The organism is Streptomyces violascens, assembly GCF_014649955.1.
In the GTDB taxonomy this organism is placed as follows: Bacteria; Actinomycetota; Actinomycetes; order Streptomycetales; family Streptomycetaceae; genus Streptomyces; species Streptomyces violascens.
In genome coordinates this window covers 220017-236027 of sequence record NZ_BMUA01000002.1, presented here as the reverse complement: position 1 = coordinate 236027, position 16011 = coordinate 220017, and the positions used below count along the sequence as shown (strand labels likewise).

Annotated in this window: 10 protein-coding genes; 2 read left to right on the top strand and 8 right to left on the bottom strand. The window is 70.8% G+C overall.

Annotation, left to right across the window (positions count from 1 at the left end; translation table 11 throughout):
- Positions 1 to 43 precede the first annotated feature (43 nt).
- The 4 genes from IE206_RS06170 to cynR all read right to left on the bottom strand — a co-directional run bounded on the left by IE206_RS06170 (position 44) and on the right by cynR (position 10115).
- On the bottom strand, positions 44 to 2077 hold the full coding sequence (locus IE206_RS06170; RefSeq protein ID WP_189960986.1) for an ATP-binding protein: 2034 nt from the start codon (positions 2075 to 2077) through the stop codon (positions 44 to 46).
- A gap of 90 nt (positions 2078 to 2167) precedes the next feature.
- The gene (gene pulA, locus IE206_RS06165) at positions 2168 to 7468 is read right to left on the bottom strand and encodes a pullulanase-type alpha-1,6-glucosidase (RefSeq protein ID WP_189960985.1); all 5301 of its coding nucleotides are present in this window, start codon (positions 7466 to 7468) and stop codon (positions 2168 to 2170) included.
- A gap of 108 nt (positions 7469 to 7576) precedes the next feature.
- Positions 7577 to 8986 (bottom strand): alpha-amylase, encoded by a 1410-nt coding sequence (locus tag IE206_RS06160; protein ID WP_189960984.1) that lies wholly within the window; start codon positions 8984 to 8986, stop codon positions 7577 to 7579.
- Positions 8987 to 9194: 208 nt separating this feature from the next.
- The gene (gene cynR, locus IE206_RS06155; RefSeq protein WP_189960983.1) at positions 9195 to 10115 is read right to left on the bottom strand and encodes a transcriptional regulator CynR; all 921 of its coding nucleotides are present in this window, start codon (positions 10113 to 10115) and stop codon (positions 9195 to 9197) included.
- A 123-nt stretch (positions 10116 to 10238) separates the two neighbouring features.
- Here cynR and IE206_RS06150 point away from each other — a divergent pair, with 123 nt between their 5' ends.
- Both IE206_RS06150 and cynS read left to right on the top strand, forming a co-directional pair.
- Entirely contained in the window at positions 10239 to 10802 is a 564-nt protein-coding gene (locus tag IE206_RS06150) for a carbonic anhydrase (RefSeq protein ID WP_189960982.1), read from the top strand.
- A gap of 36 nt (positions 10803 to 10838) precedes the next feature.
- Positions 10839 to 11309: a cyanase gene (cynS, locus tag IE206_RS06145; RefSeq protein WP_189960981.1), complete on the top strand. Its 471-nt coding sequence runs from the start codon at positions 10839 to 10841 to the stop codon at positions 11307 to 11309.
- A gap of 24 nt (positions 11310 to 11333) precedes the next feature.
- On the opposite strand, the gene IE206_RS06140 is transcribed toward cynS, so the two are convergent.
- From IE206_RS06140 to IE206_RS06125, 4 genes are all read right to left on the bottom strand, one after another.
- The gene (locus IE206_RS06140) at positions 11334 to 12383 is read right to left on the bottom strand and encodes a LacI family DNA-binding transcriptional regulator (protein ID WP_189960980.1); all 1050 of its coding nucleotides are present in this window, start codon (positions 12381 to 12383) and stop codon (positions 11334 to 11336) included.
- Positions 12368 to 14017, bottom strand: a complete 1650-nt coding sequence (locus tag IE206_RS06135) for a glycoside hydrolase family 13 protein (protein WP_189960979.1) — start codon at positions 14015 to 14017, stop codon at positions 12368 to 12370. Before IE206_RS06135 ends, IE206_RS06140 begins: the two co-directional genes overlap by 16 nt.
- A gap of 76 nt (positions 14018 to 14093) precedes the next feature.
- The gene (locus IE206_RS06130) at positions 14094 to 14945 is read right to left on the bottom strand and encodes a sugar ABC transporter permease (protein ID WP_226598784.1); all 852 of its coding nucleotides are present in this window, start codon (positions 14943 to 14945) and stop codon (positions 14094 to 14096) included.
- A 7-nt stretch (positions 14946 to 14952) separates the two neighbouring features.
- On the bottom strand, positions 14953 to 15945 hold the full coding sequence (locus IE206_RS06125) for a carbohydrate ABC transporter permease (protein WP_189960977.1): 993 nt from the start codon (positions 15943 to 15945) through the stop codon (positions 14953 to 14955).
- Between the last annotated feature and the right edge of the window lie 66 nt (positions 15946 to 16011).

Genomic DNA, 16011 nt, shown 5'->3' with positions numbered 1-16011 from the left:
GTAGCGTCGCATCGCGGACAGGGGAGGCCACATGCGGGTTTCGTCAACTCCCGTCCGGAAAGCCACCCTTGAGGGCGAGTGCGAGCCCGTCGTCGAGGCCGGTGGCCACGCCGCGGCCGAAGGCCGAGTCGTACGCCCCGTCGCCGAGCGCGGCGCGCGCCCGGCGCTCGCACTGCTCGCGCACGGCGGTCAGTTCGGGCGCGCCCATCTGCGCCTTGCCGACGGTGCGCCAGCACTCCTGGCCGACGCCGAGGAACAGCGCGCCGTCCTCGCCGTCGCCCTGGGCGGTGACCGCGCAGGCCAGCAGGTCGAGGCCGATGGCGATGCCGAAACTGTCGTGCAGGAGGCGCTTGCACGCGAGCATGGCGCGGGCGTGGGCGGCGGCCTCGGCGGGCCGGTCCAGGGCGAGCGCGTTCGCCGCCAGCATGTAGTCGGCGTACGCCCGCATCCAGCGCTCGCCCCGCGCGGCGCACTCGTCGCGAAGCAGCACGGCTTCGGCGGACGCCTCGGTGTGGCGGGCCAGGTTGGTGAGGGCGTAGATCCGGGCGAGCGCGCACAGCACGCGGCCGGCCGAGAAGCCGGTGTCCTGGGCGAGGGCCGGGTCGAGGATGCCCAGGGCCCGCTCGGGATCGCCGGGCATGAGGACACTGCCGCCGTACAAGTAGGCGGCGCGCAGCCGGAGTTCGGGGTCGGTGGCGGTCCGGGCGCACTCCTCGCCGAGCCGGTGCGCCATGACGAAGTCGCCCTGCAGGAAGGCGCACATGCCGAGCGCCCACACGGCGGTGGCCCGGTACGGTCCGGGTCCCGGGCAGCCGTCCAGGGCGCGCTGGAGGTAGCCGCGGCCCTCGCGCAGGCGGCCGCAGCAGAACCAGACGAACCAGAGCGAGCCCGCCATGTCGAGGGCGGCCTCGGGGTCGGTCGCGAGGAGGTGTTCGAGCGCGGTGCGCAGATCCGCGTGCTCGGCCTCCAGGCGTACGTACCAGTCGAGCTGGCCGGGGCCCATCCAGGCCTCGCCGGCCTCGTGGGCGATCCGGCGGAAGCGGCGGGCGTGCCGGTCGGCGACGTCGGGGGTCTCGCCGAGTTCGTCGAGCCAGCGCAGGCCGTACTCGCGGATGGTGTCCAGCATGCGGTGGCCGAACCGGCCGGAGGGTTCGAGCCGGGTGCGGACCACGGACTTGTCGATGAGGCCCGCCAGCACCTGTTCGACGGCGCACGCGGGCAGCGGGCCGCCCGCGCCGACGTGCTGGGCGGCGGCGAGGTCGAACTCGCCCGCGAACACCGAGAGCCGGGCCCACAGGAGCCGCTCCAGGGGTTCGCACAGCTCGTGGCTCCAGCCGATGGCGGTGCGCATGGTCTGGTGGCGGGGCAGGGCCGCGACCCGGGTGTCGGCGAGCACCTCGAAGCGGGAGCCGAGCCGGGTGGCGAGCTGTTCGACCGACCACAACCGGAGCCGGGCGCCGGCGAGTTCGAGGGCCAGCGGGATCCCGTCGAGGCGCCGGCAGACGTCGGCGGCCGCGGCCTCGCGGGCCGGGTCGGCGAAGCTGAGGTGGGGCACGGCCTCGGTGGCGCGCTCCTTGAACAGGGTGAGCGCCTCGCCGGCGACGGCCAGCGGCTCCAGGGGGAAGACACGTTCCTGCGGCCGGCCGAGCGGTTGCCTGCTGGTGGCGAGGACGGTGAGCCCCGGCGAGGTCTGGAGGAGTTCGCCGATCAGGTGGCCGCAGGCGCTGATCAGGTGCTCGCAGGTGTCGAGCACCAGGAGCGGGCGTTTGTCGGCGAGCCAGGAGCAGAGCGCCTCGCAGGCGGTGCGCAGGCTCTGGTCGAAGACGTCGAAGGCGTCGGCGACGGTGGCGGCGAGTAAGTTCCGGTCCCGCAGCGGCGACAGCTCCACCCACCAGACACCGTCGGGGTAGCGGCCTTCGATCCGCCGGGCGGTCCGCAGCGCGAGCCGGGATTTTCCCACCCCGCCGGGTCCCGTGACGGTGACGAGCCGATGCTGTTCGAGGAGGCCGTCCAGGGTGGTCAGTTCGACCGACCGACCGATGAAACTCGTGCTCTCCGCAGGAAGATTCCCCACCACGGGCACAGTCTGGACCACAGTGCGGTCATCGACTCAACCCGCGGCGGGGAACAACCGAATCAGGTCACTGAACGACCCGGAATGATCGGTTCAGTGTTGCTTGAAGACCGCAACGGTACGGCCCGGGACTGTGAAGCTCCCCGAACTCTGATCGTATGTGGCCGTCTTCACGACCGGGTCGGCCCCGGCCGCCTGCCGCGGGTGCAGCGCGTACGCGGTTCCCGCGAGGGCCGATACGCGCTGCGTCCGAGCCTCGGGAGTCGCGTTGAAGACGACGACCAGCGGGCCGAGCCGCATGGTGATCACGCCCGGGGTCTCGCCCGTGCCGGACAGCGGGAACGAGAGCGCCGACTGGACCTGGTCCGCGGTGGCGAGCCCGAACGCGCTCTCACTGCCCCGGATCGCGAGGAGGTCCTGGTAGGCGGCCGAGGTCCCGTTGATCTGGGCGCAGCCTGGGGTGAGCGACGGATTCGTCAACAGGGGCTTGGCATAGGGCCACTTGGACTGGTTGTCGGCGGCCATGGGCAGCCCGCGCCCGAACCCGTTGCCCGCCCGGCAGTCCCAGTGCAGGGCGTTGAACCAGTCGCCGCTGTTGAACGAGTTGCGGTCGAGCGACTTCGAGCGCAGCAGGTCGCTGCCCGCCTGGGACAGGGCCGGCCCCTGCGAGAGGGCCGCGGTCGCGAGCGCCAGGACCTGCATGCGGGAGCGGTCGGCGGCCGAGGTGCCCGCGGGCAGCTTGTAGGCGAGCGCGTCGTACAGCGACTCGTTGTCGTGGGCGTCCGCGTAGGCGAGCGCGTCGCCCGGCGCTGCCGCGTAGCCCGCCGGGGCCCCGTTGTAGTCGACCTCGGATCCCTTGACGCTGCGGCCGGAGCTGTCGGTGAAGGTGTACGCGGCGAGGTTGCCGGTCAGGCCCACCTTGAGGAGGTCCTGGTAGTGCAGCAGGCGGGCCTTCTGCTCGGCCGAAGTGCCGTTCGCCATGGAGGAGTTGGGGTCGGTGTAGAGGCCGGAGGCGAAGCCCTGGACGCCCGGGTCGGCGTCGAAGGGGCTCCCGCCGCGCACCGCGTCGCGGGCCCGGTCGGAGAACGTGGCGATGCCGGTGCCCGCCATGTTCTTCTGGGTGGCCTGCACGAAGCGGGCGTCGTCGGCGACCTCGCCGAAGTTCCAGCCCTCGCCGTACAGGATGATCTTCTTGCCGTCGACGCCGTCCTTCGCGGGCGTCAGCGCGTCCAGCGCCTTGCGCACGGCCAGGATGTTGGCCTTCGGGTGGTGGCCCATGAGGTCGAAGCGGAACCCGTCGACCTTGTACTGCTTGGCCCAGGTCACCACCGAGTCGACGACGAGCTTGCCCATCATGGCGTTCTCGGGCGCGGTGTTGGCGCAGCAGGTGGAGTTGGCGACGCTGCCGTCGGGCATCAGACGCTGGTAGTAACCCGGCACGATCTTGTCGAGCACCGAGTCGTCGGCCTGCCCGCTCGCGGCGGTGTGGTTGTAGACGACGTCCATGACCGTGCGCAGCCCGGCGTTGCCCAGCCCTTGCACCATCTGCCGGAACTCGATCGTGCGGCGGATCCCGTCCGGGTCGCCGGCGTAGGAGCCTTCGGGGACGGTGTAGTGCAGCGGGTCGTAACCCCAGTTGTACGCGTCCTTCGCGGCCGCCCTGGCGACGCAGGCCTGCTGCTCCTCGGAGTCGGGTGCGTACACCTTCAAGTCACAGGCAGGAGTGGCCTGTTCGGACTTCTTCTCGGGGATCCCGGCGATGTCGAAGGCGGGCAGCAGATGGACGTACGAGGTGCCCGACTTGGCGAGCTGGGCCAGGTGCTTCATGCCGTCGGAGCCGGTGTCGGTGAAGGCCAGGTACTGGCCGGGGTGGTGCGAGGTGGGGTCCGCGATGGAGAAGTCGCGGATGTGCAGCTCCTGGATCCGGGCGTCGCGCAGCGGCACGGCGGCCGGCTTCTTGAGGGTGGCCCAGCCCTTGGGGGCCAGCTTCGGATCGGCGAGGTCGACGACCAGGCTGCGGGCCGAGTCGGCGGTGAGAGCGGTCGAGTACGGGTCGGTGACCAGGTTGGTCACGACCTTGTGCACGCTCGGCGCCCACACCTTCACGGCGTACCGGTAGAGCTTGCCCGACCAGGACGCGGGCCCGGTCACCGACCAGACGCCGGAGGCGTCGTCCCGCCGCATCGCAAGCGTTCGCCCGTCGAGTTCGAGGGAGACCTGCTGTGCGGTCGGCGCCCACAGGGAGAGGGTGGGGCGGCCGTGGTCGAAGACGGGGCCGAGCGCGGCTTTGGCGGCGGCGCCGCTGTACAGGTCGTCGAGAACGCCCTGGGTCTGGACGCCGGTCGCGGCGAGCAGCGCCCCGTTGGCGGCCCGCTGGGTCGCGATGAGCTGGCTCTTGAGGGACTCGCGGACACGGGACCGGTCGCGGGCGTCAACGGTGAACGCCGGATAGTCCTTGAGCTGCGGGAACCTGGCCTTCTGCGCGTCGCTCAGCGCGGCGGGCGCAAGCCGCAGCCACTGGCCCTCGTCCGAGAGCGCGCCGTCCTTGACGGCGATGCCGCCGCCCGGCGCGTACACCAGTTGTTCGCTGGTCGCGTCGGTCGCCTTCACCTTCCAGACGACGGTGTTCCGGTCGATCCACTGCGCCTCGGCCTTGCCGAGGTCGAGCGAGACGCCCGCATTGCCTTGCGGGAGGAGGTATTTGGGCTGCCCGGCGAGGAGCCATGCCTCGTTCCCGTAGGTGGCGAGGCCGAGGGACTGGTCGTCGGGGAGGTCCTTCTGGTCGCCCTTGTGCAGGATGTAGCTCAGCGAGGTCGCGCCCTGGGCGAGCGGCACCTCGAAGATCACCCCGTACGCGTCGCGGCCGGTCGGCATCAGCGGTTTGGACCAGTCGGTGGGCGAGGCGGCGCCGGTCCAGGTGTGCAGGCCCCAGCCGTCGTAGTCGCCGTCGGGCCGGGCGTAGTGCAGGACCACCTTGGACTTGTCCTGCGGCGGGTAGGCACCGGCCGGCGCCTGCTCCTCCTGGCCGTCCTTGCCCTGCTCCACCCACACCTCGCCGGTGCGGCCGAGGTCGACGGTGCGCTGCGGCCCGTCGGCGGTGTCGCCCTTGGCGACGGTGTACGCGAGCGATCCGGCGCCCTGCGGGAGCTTGATCCAGGCGAAGGCGCCGTAGGCGTCGCGCCCGGTGAAGGCGGCGCTCCGGCCGTCGGCCTTCAGCTGCCAGCCGTCGTAGTCGCCGGCCGGGCGCTGGTAGTGCACGACGGCGTAGTCCCGCTCGACGGCCGTGGGCTTGGCGGGCGGAGGGTTCTGCCCCGCCGTCGTCGAGGCGAGCGCGCTCGCGGTACGTCCGGCGCTGTCGGCCACAACTGCCTTGTAGCGCACGGGAGTTCCGGCTGCCAGATCCAGGTACTGGGTGACTTTGTAGGGTGCGTGGTCGGCGGAGCCGAGCGTCTGCCACTTTCCGTTGCCGCTCTGCGCGGCGAAGACGACCCGGTCGAGCTGCCCACCGCTGACGTCGGCGGAGACTTCCACGGTGCCGGTGGCTCCGGGAGCGGGAGCCTTCAGGGTGATCGTCGGCTTGGCGGCGGGCGCGGGCAGCGGGGCCGCCGCCTTCAGGACGAGGGAGGACAGCGCGGGCACGGTCACCTCGACGGTGGCGTCCGAGCCGCTGCGTACCGAGCCCGAACCTCCGTACAGCACACCGAAGTTCGTGTCTGGCGAGCCGGTGGGCACGGCGACCTTCTTCGGCTCGGTGGCGTTGTTCACGGCCACCAGGTACTCGGTGCGCGCCGTGGCGTCCGTACGCGAGAAGGCGTAGACGGAGTCCTTGGCGTAGCGCTCGGTCTGGACGCCGTCGCGCAGCGCCGGGTTGGCCTTGGTGAGGCGGGAGAGGTCGGCGATGGTGCGGTAGAGCGGGTGGGTGGGGTCGTAGGCGTCGAAGGCGTGGGTGCGGTCGGTGCCCAGCTCGTCGTCGTCCAGGTAGTCGGGGACCTTCGAGGCGAACATCGTCTGGCGGGCGTCCTTGTCGCCGCCGGCGCCGGTGAAGCCCTGCTCGTCTCCGTAGTAGACGACCGGGTTGCCCCGGCTGAAGAACATCAGCTCATGGGCAAGGCGGTCACGTTGGAGCAGTTCGGCGTCGCCGGCTCCCGGGTGGTCCTGCTTGAGGAACGAGCCGATGCGGCCCATGTCGTGGTTGCCGAGGAAGGTGACCTGCTCGTAGGCGTTGGCCTTGTCGGTGGTGTAGCGGTAGTCGTCGGCGAAGAGGGAGGCGAGCTTGGCGGCCGGGGCGCCCTGGGAGGCGTACTGGCGCGCCGCGTCCTGGAAGGGGAAGTCGAGGGTCGCGTCCAGGCGGCCCCGGGTGACGTAGGGGGAGGTGACGGCGGTGTCGGCGGAGTAGACCTCGCCGAACATGAAGAAGTCCGGCCGCCCCCGCTTCTTCGCGTACGCGTCGAGCGCCGTCGCCCACTGGGTCCAGAAGTCCAGGTCGACGTGCTTGACCGTGTCGATGCGGAAACCGTCCACGGCGAAGTCGTGGACCCACTTCTCATAGATCTGCTCCATGCCCAGGACGACCTCGGGCCGCTCGGTCCACAGGTCGTCGAGCCCGGAGAAGTCGCCGTACTCGGCGCTCTCGCCCGCGAAGGTCGAATCGCCCCGGTTGTGGTACATCGTCGGGTCGTTCAGCCAGGCCGGGACCTTCTTCTCCTTGACGACGGGCGTGTAGGGGAAGGAGTGGGAGTCGACCTTCTTCATTCCGGCACGGTCGTCGAAGGGGCGGCCGCTGACGTCGAGGTAGGGGTAGGCGCCCTTGGGGCGGTAGCCGTACTGCTTCTCGGCGTAGTCGACGGTGTCGGCGGTGTGGTTGGTGATGACGTCGAAGAAGACCTTCATGCCCTTGGCGTGGGCGCCCGCGATGAGCTTCGTGAGGTCGGCGTTGGTCCCGAAGTGCGGGTCGACCTGGGTGAAGTCGGTGATCCAGTACCCGTGATAGCCGGCCGACGCGTCCTTGCCGGTGCCCTGCACGGGTTTGTTCTTGAAGATCGGGGCGAGCCAGATGGCGGTGGTCCCGAGCCCCTTGATGTAGTCGAGCTTCCGGGTGAGCCCCTTGAGGTCGCCGCCCTGGTAGAACCCCTTGTCGGTGGGGTCGTACCCGGTGTCGAGCCGCGAGCCGGTGAGTCCACCGCGATCGTTGGAGGTGTCCCCGTTGGCGAACCGGTCCGGGAGCACGAAGTAGAACTGCTCCCGGGTCGCGTCGTGCCGGGCCGGCTCGGCGGCGAGCCGCGCGTCGCTGGGCGGCGCGGGCGGCTTCGGCGCGGCCGTGGCGGGCAGCGCGGGCACGAGCGCCGCACACAGGGCGGCCGCGAGCGCGACGGCCGTTCTTCGCAGGGGGATCACCGGGTGCTCCTCAGTCGTACGGGGGTTCTCGGCATTCGGGGTGGAACGGCGGGGCCGCCCGGCGCCCGGCGGGACGGGAGGGAGCGCCGGGCGGCCCGGTTCAGTGGGTCAACTTCCGGTGCATGTACGGGAGTTGGCCTGAAGGGCAAGGGCGGTGTTGGCGCCGAGCGTGGCGGTGAACTGTCCGGAGGAGTCGACCGTCACGCCCTTTCCGCTCTGCACGTCGCAGTACGCACCGGCCGGAAGGGAGGTCTGGAAGGTGCGGGTCAGCACGGACGACTCGTGGTTGATGGCGACGTACGCCTTGGCACCGCGGCCGAAGGCGATCTGGTTGTTGCCGTTGTCCCACCAGTTGGTGACGGACTGGCCGCGGGCGGTGTTGTGGAAGGCGACCATGCTCTGGATCTCGGGCCACTTGTGCTGGCACTTCCAGCCGTCCGTCCAGCACGCCTGCACGGTGCCGCCGTTCGGCGGGCCCGCGTCGTTGTCGGAGAACTCGTAGCCGGAGTGGACGTCGGGCGAGCCGTAGGGCCAGGCCAGCATGAAGACGTTGGCGAGGGTGTAGTTCGCGCCGTCCTTGTAGGTGAGGGTGGAGCCGTTGCGCTCGGTGTCCCAGTTGTCGACGAACACCCCGGCCTGGGCGCTGGGCAGGTAGCCCCAGCCCTCGCCGAAGTTCTTCAGGTAGGCGAGCTTCTCGGAGGTGAAGACCCGCTTGAGGTCGCGCCCGTACCGGAATTCCTGGACGTCGCCGTTCGGCAGGTACTCGGTGGGCTGAACCGCCTCACCCGCGCCGTAGATGACTTCCTGCTTCAAGTAGGCGGAAGGATTGGTCAGTTGGGCCTTGATGGCGGCGATGTCCTCGGTGGCGATGTGCTTGGCCGCGTCGATGCGCAGCCCGTCTACGAGGAGCGAGAGCAGGTCATTGAGGTACTGGGCGATGCGGGTGCGGACGTACGGCTCGTTGGTGTCGAGGTCGGCGAGCCCGACCAGCTCGCAATGCTGCACGTTCCAGCGGTCGCTGTAGTTGCCGACCTGGCTGGTGCAGTCGTCCATGTCCTGGGACTGGTAGATCCCGGGGTAGTTGTACTTGGTGTACGAGGAGCCGCCGGTGCCGGTGCCGGAACCGGCCGCCATGTGGTTGATGACGGCATCCGCGACGACCTTCACGCCGGCCGCGTGACAGGCGTCGACCATGTTCTTGAAGGACGTGCGGTCCCCGAGCCGGCCGGCGATCTTGTAGCTGACCGGCTGGTACGAGGTCCACCACTGGGGGCCCTGGACGTGCTCGGTGGCGGGCGACACCTCGACGTAGCCGTAACCGGCCGGGCCGAGGGTGTCCTTGCACTCCTTGGCGACCGAGTCGTACTTCCACTCGAAGAGCTCGGCGGTGACGTCCCGGTCACCGGGGGCCGAGGCGACGGCGGTGGGGACGCCGGGCGCGGCCAGGAAGGCCGCCGAGACGGCCGTGACGAAGGCGAGAGCGGTTGCGGTTCTTGGTATGCGGTTGGGGGGCTTCATGGGGGCGGTCCTCCTGCGGCTCTGAGGGAGGCGATTCAGCGTGGCCTGAATGTTCTTGCTGCAAGACTGAAAGCGCTTCTGAGCAGGTGACCGTAGGAGGGCGTAAGGATCAGGTCAATGGTTTGGGCAGAATCCGGAGCGTGAGATTGCTCGTCTGCAAGGAGTTGCGCGGCGGATGAGCGGGGTGCGAGTGCGGTGCGAGCGGGGCTCAGGCGGGGGCGTAGCCGCGGGCGCGGACGAGGTCCCGGGTGAGCCGGGTGAACTCACGGGCGGCGGCGCTGCGGTACGCACTCTCGCGGCGCAGCAGGGCGACCGTGCGGGCGGGCAGGGGCGGGTCGAGGGCGACGGGCGCGAGGTGCGGGTGGTCGTGCGTGACGGCGTCGGGAAGCACGGTGGCGAGCGGGGTGCGGCGGACGATCTCGGTGAGCGCCTGGACGGAGTTGGCCTCGACGGCGATGCGGGGGGTGACGCGGTGGTGGCCGAGGTAGGCGTCGATGTGACCCCGGGTCGCGAAGTCGCCGCTGAGCAGGGCGAGTCGACGGTTCGCGAGTTCGCGGACGGCGAGCGCGCCCCCTGACGCCGGGGCACCCGGGGCGGCTTCCATGGCCGGGGCACCCACGACCAGGCCGAGGGTCTCGGTGAACAAGGCCGTCGCCTCGATGCCGGGCAGGTGCGGCCCGTCGAAGGCGATGCCGAGATCGAGCTCGTCGGCGAGCAGACCGGCCTCGATGCGGTCCTGCGCCAACTCCCTGACGTCCAGGGCGATTCCGGGGTGTCGGGTGTGCAGCTCGGCGACGAGGGGCCCGACGAGGTACGCGGTGAAGGTCGGAGTCACCGCGAGCCGCAGACTGCCGCGCGAGAGGTCGGCGATGTCCAGGACGGCGCGCTCGGCGGCGGCTAGGTCCCGCAGGGCGCGCCGCGCGTAGTGGGCGTAGGTCTCCCCCGCGTCGGTGAGCCGCACCGAGCGCCCGGAGCGGTCCAGGAGCTGGACCCCGACCGTGCGCTCCAGCTGCTTGATCTGCTGGGACAGCGTGGGCTGGGAGATCCGCAGGTCTTCGGCGGCGCGGGTGAAGTTGCCGTGCTCGGCGACGGCGAGCAGGTAGCGCAAGTGGCGCAGTTCCGGGGCCATGGCTCAACTATAGATGGAATCGATAGCAGCAATGGAAATTGCGTCTTGGACGCTATAGATGCTGGTCATGCATGGTGGATCTCGTCAGCCCCTCGGGGCCGGCCACCACCGAAGGGAGTGACCATGCAAGACCTCGCCGAGGGCGTCGCGCAGTTCCAGCGCGGCGTCTTCCCCGCCAAGGCGGACCTCTTCGCCCACCTCGCCGCCACCCACCGCCCCCAGACGCTGTTCATCAGCTGCTCGGACGCCCGGGTGGTCCCCGAACTGATCACCCAGAGCGAGCCGGGCGAGCTGTTCGTGATCCGCACGGCGGGGAATCTGGTTCCTGCGTACACCCCGGGGCCGGACGGCGTCGCGGCCAGCATCGAGTACGCCGTGGCCGTCCTCGGCGTCGGCGACATCGTGGTCTGCGGCCACTCCGCGTGCGGCGCGATGACCGCGCTCGCCGAGCGGCACGACCTCTCCGGCATGCCGGCGATCGCCGACTGGCTGCGGCACGCGGACGCGGCCCCGGCCCACGCGGACACGGCGGAGCTTGCCGCCCTGGTGCGCGGCAACGTACGGGCCCAGCTGGCGAATCTGGCGACGCACCCCTCGGTGGCCCGCGCCCTGGCCGAACACCGGCTCACGCTGCACGGCTGGGTCTACGACATCCCGACAGGCACGGTCGAGCAACTGACCGCCTGACCCCTCGACTTACCCCACTACCAAAGGAGTTACGACATGACCCACGCCACGTTCGGCACCACCGCCCGTCAGGCCATCGCCACCGCCGCCGTCGAGGCGAAGGTCCGGGAGGACCTGTCGTGGCAGCAGATCGCGGACGCGGCCGGCCTCTCGGTCGCCTTCGTCACCGCGGCCGTGCTCGGCCAGCACCCGCTGCCCGCCGAGTCCGCGCGGGCCGTCGCCGACCTGCTCGGCCTCGACGACGACGCGGCCCTGCTCCTGACCACCATCCCGAGCCGCGGCTCGATCCCGGGCGGCATCCCCACCGACCCGACGATCTACCGCTTCTACGAGATGCTCCAGGTGTACGGCACGACCCTGAAGGCCCTGGTGCACGAGCAGTTCGGGGACGGCATCATCAGCGCGATCAACTTCAGGCTGGACGTCAAGAAGGTGGCCGACCCCGAGGGCGGCGAGCGCGCCGTGATCACCCTGGACGGCAAGTACCTCCCGACGAAGCCGTTCTGACCCGGTCCGGGGGTGGCCGCAGGGTCACCCCCGCACCCGCGCCGTGGACCCCCTCACGACCAGCTCCGGCTGGAACACGAACTCCGTTCGCTGGACCGGGGTTCCGCCGATCTCCTCCAGGAGGGCCGACACCGCGGCTGCCGCCATCGCCGCCACCGGCTGGCGCACCGTCGTCAGGGGCGGGTCCGTGAAGGCGATGAGCTGGGAGTCGTCGAAGCCCACCACCGAGACGTCGGCCGGCACATCCAGGCCTCGCTCGCGGGCGGCGCGTACTACGCCGAGGGCCATCATGTCGCTGCCGCAGACGATCCCCGTGCAGCCCTGGTCCAGAAGCGCGCCCGCGGCGACCTGGCCGCCCTCCACGCTGTACAGGGTGGGTTTGATGTAGGCCGCCGCCTCCGGATCGCGCAGGCCGAGGCGTTCGCCGAGGGCCGCCGCGAAGCCCTCCGTCTTGCGGCGCGACGGCGAGTACCGCAGCGGGCCGACCGCGAGGCCGATGCGGGTGTGGCCGAGGTCGGCCAGGTGGCCCACCGCCATCCGGATCGCCGCGTGGTCGTCGAGCGAGACGAAGGGGCCTCGGATCGCCTCGTTGTAGCCGTTGACCAGCACGTACGGGACGCCCCGCTCGGCCAGGGCCAGGTAGCGGGCCGGGTCGGTGGAGGTGTCCGCGTGCAGGCCGGACAGGAACACGATGCCGTTGACGCCGCGCTCCTCCAGCTGCTCGACGAGCTCGTCCTCCGTCGCCCCGCCCGGCAGTTGCGTGCACAGGACGGGCGTGTAGCCGTGGCCCGCGAGGACCTGCTCCACCGCCTGCGCGAAGGCGGGAAAGATCGGGTTGGTCAGCTCCGGGGTGACCAGGCCGATCAGCCCCTCGCTGCGCCGCCGCAGCCGGGCCGGGCGCTCCCAGCCGAGCACGTCCAGGGCCGCGAGGACGCGCTGGCGGGTGGCGTCGGCGACCCCGGGTCTGCCGTTGAGCACGCGGCTGACGGTGGCCTCGCTGACGGCGGCCTGGGCCGCTATCTCCGCGAGGCGCGGCCCGGCCTGCTGCGCGGCATGGCTCACACCGTCCACCACACCGTCGTGTCGGCGGGAAGGTCGAACTGCCCCTCTCCCAGGGTGAGTTGGGCGCTCGCCAGGACGACTCGGCCCGGCGTCGCGAGGCGTACGGGCGAACCCGTCAGGTTTACCGTGCACACGAAGCCCTCGCGGGCGAAGGCGAGCACGCCCTCGGGTGCGTCCAGCCACTGGACGTCGTCCCCGGCGCCGAGGCCCGGGTGGTCGCGGCGGGCCGCGATGGCCCGGCGGTAGAGCTCAAGGGTCGAGTCCGCGTCGCCGGTCTGCGCCTCGACGCTGAGCCCGCCCCACGTGTCGGGCTGCGGGAGCCAGCTGCCGCCGCTGCCGAACCCGTACGAGCTGCCCTCGACCGTCCACGGGATCGGCACGCGGCAGCCGTCGCGGAAGCCGTCCTGGCCCGCGGCGCGGAAGAACGACGGGTCCTGGCGCACCTCGTCGGGCAGGTCGGTGACGTCGGGAAGGCCCAGCTCCTCGCCCTGGTAGACGTAGGCCGAGCCCGGCAGGGCCAGCATCAGGAGGGTGGCGGCGCGGGCCCGGCGCAGGCCGAGCTCGCGGTCGCCCGGGGTGCGCAGCTGGGTGCCGAGGCCCTGCGGGTTGGCGAAGCGGGTGGCGTGCCGGGTGACGTCGTGGTTGGACAGGACCCAGGTGGCGGGGGCGCCGACCGGCCGCATCGCGGCGAGCGAGGCGTCGATGACCTCGCGCAGCGCCGCCGCCTCCCAAGGGGCGCCCAGGTACTGGAAGTTGAAGGCCTGGTGCAGTTCGTCGGGGCGCACGTAGGCGGCAGTCCGCTCGACTGTCGGGGTCCAGGCCTCGGCCACCGCGATGCGCTCGCCGTCGTACTCGTCCAGGATGGTCCGCCACGAGCGGTAGATCGCGTGGACGCCCTCCTGGTCGAAGAACGGCATGACGTCGTTGCCGAGCAGCTTGAGCTGGTCGTGGCCGCCGATGTCGGGCAGGCCCGGCGCCTTGACGAGGCCGTGGGCGACGTCGATGCGGAAGCCGTCCACGCCCATGTCGAGCCAGAAGCGCAGGATGGAGCGGAACTCGTCGGCGACGGCCGGGTGGTCCCAGTTGAAGTCCGGCTGCTCGGGGGCGAAGAGGTGCAGGTACCACTCGCCGTCGGGGGCCTGCGTCCAGGCGGGCCCGCCGAAGATGGACTCCCAGTCGTTGGGCGGGAGTTCACCGTCCGCGCCCTTTCCGGGGCGGAAGTGGTAGCGGGCCCGCAGCGGAGAGCCGGGGCCCTCGCGCAGGGCCTGCTTGAACCACTCGTGCTGGTCGGAGGAATGGTTCGGTACGAGGTCGACGATGATGCGCAGGCCCAGCTCGTGCGCGTCGCGGATCAGCGCGTCCGCGTCGAGCAGGGTGCCGAACATCGGGTCGATGGCCCGGTAGTCGGCGACGTCGTAGCCGGCGTCGGCCTGCGGGGACGCGTAGAACGGGGAGAGCCAGACGGCATCGACGCCGAGGTCGCGCAGGTACGGCAGCCGGCCGCGCACGCCTTCGAGGTCGCCCATGCCGTCGCCGTTGCCGTCGGCGAAGCTGCGCGGATAGACCTGGTAGATCACGGCGTCCCGCCACCACTGTGTGCCGGTGTTCCCGGTGAGGCGGTCGGGGGCGGTGAAGTGCTGGGTCATGTCGTCCTTAGAGGGGGTCTGGGGGCGTAAACCCCCGAGCCTTTGCTGTTCTTGGGGAGCCGGGGCGAGGCCCGGCTCAGCCCTTGGTGGCACCCGCGGTCATGCCGGTGACCAGGTGCTTCTGCACGAGGTAGAACACGGCGGAGACGGGGATGGCGATGAGTACGGCGGTGGCGGCCATGTAGTTCCACTGGGCGTCGTGCTGGCTGACGAAGCTGAACAGGCCCACGGCGAGCGTGTACTTGCCGTCGTCGAGCATGAACGTGGAGGCGAACGCCACCTCGCCCCACGCGGTGAGGCAGGTGTAGAAGGCGGCGACCGCCAGGCCCGGGCGGGCCAGCGGCAGGATGAGCCGGAAGAAGGTGCCGAACGGGGTGAGCCCGTCGACCCGGCCCGCCTCGTCGATCTCGATGGGGATCGAGTCGAAGTACCCCTTGAGCATCCACGCGCAGTACGGCACCGCCGTGGAGCAGTACACGAGGATCAGGCCGCCGTAGGTGTCGATGAGGCCGAGGTCGCCGAGGATCTGGTACATCGGCACGATCAGTACGGCGATCGGGAACATCTGGGTGACGAGCAGCACCCACATCAGCTTCTTGTAGCCGGGGAAGCGCATCCGGGACACCGCGTACCCGGTGGTGGCCGCGAACATCACGCCGATGACGCAGGTCAGGCCCGCGATCAGGGCGGTGTTGCCCAGCCAGGTGAAGAACTTGGTGTGCTCGGTGACGAACGCGTAGTTGGAGAAGGAGAGCTTCGACCAGATGCGGTCGGGGTGCAGGTAGTCGTCCTTGTCCGGGCCGAGCGAGATGAAGACCAGCCAGACGATCGGGAAGAGGGCGACGAGGCCGGCGACGCTCAGCGCCAGGTGCGACAGGACGGCGGTGCGGCGCCGGCCGTGGTCCCGGGAAACGACCTTGGTAGCCATGGGGGCATCAGACCTGTTCATTGCGGGCCAGCCAGCGCCGGTAGAAGGAGGTGAAGACGATCAGGATGGAGAGCAGCAGCACGCCGTACGTGGCGGACTGCGCGAAGTCGCGGGGCTGCTGTCCGAAGCCGAGCCGGTAGGCCCAGGTGACCAGGATCTGGGCGTCGGGGGCGCCGCCGTTGCCGAACAGCAGGAAGATGATCACGAACTGGTTGAACGTCCAGATGATGCCGAGCAGCACGACCGTGGCGCTGACCGGGCGAAGGCCCGGCAGGGTGACGTGGCGGAAGCGCTGCCAGGCGCTCGCGCCGTCCATCTCGGCGGCCTCGTACAGCTCCGCGGGGATCGTCTGGAGTCCGCCGAGCAGCGAGATCATCATGAACGGCACGCCGACCCAGGTGTTGACGAGGATCGCGGCGAGCTGCTGGAAGTGCGGCTCCTCCAGCCACTGGGGCTGCGGCAGGTGGAACGTGCCGAGCACGGAGTTCACGATGCCCGAGTCGCTGAGCATCAGGCGCCAGGAGAAGACGGTCACGAAGGTGGGCACCGCCCAGGGCAGGATCAGGATCATCCGGTAGAAGGTGCGGCCGCGCAGCTTCTGGTTGAGCAGCAGCGCGAGCGAGAGCCCGATGACGTAGTGCAGGGTCACACAGGCGACCGTCCACACGATCGTCCAGATGAAGTGCGACCAGAACCGGTCCCAGGCGGTCGGCCCCCACAGGACGTCCGCGTAGTTGTGCAGCCCGACGAAGTCGTAGGTGGCCGCGATGTGGTTGGCGCCGATGGTGCGCGCCGAGTTGAGGCTGTTGGCGTCGGTGAGCGTGTAGTAGAAGCCCTGGACGAGCGGATAGAGCACGAGCACGCCGAGCACGACGACGATCGGCGCGACCATCGCGTACGCGTACCAGTGCTTCTGCCAGGACTGCCTGAGGCGCTCCAGCGGCCCCCGGCGCGCCTTGGCCGCGCTCTTGGGGGCCGCGCCATCGACGGCAACGGTCATCTCGACACCTTTTCCGGGGGGTTCGGCGGACGTGCGTGCCGCCGGGCCGTTCCCTGGGGGAACGGC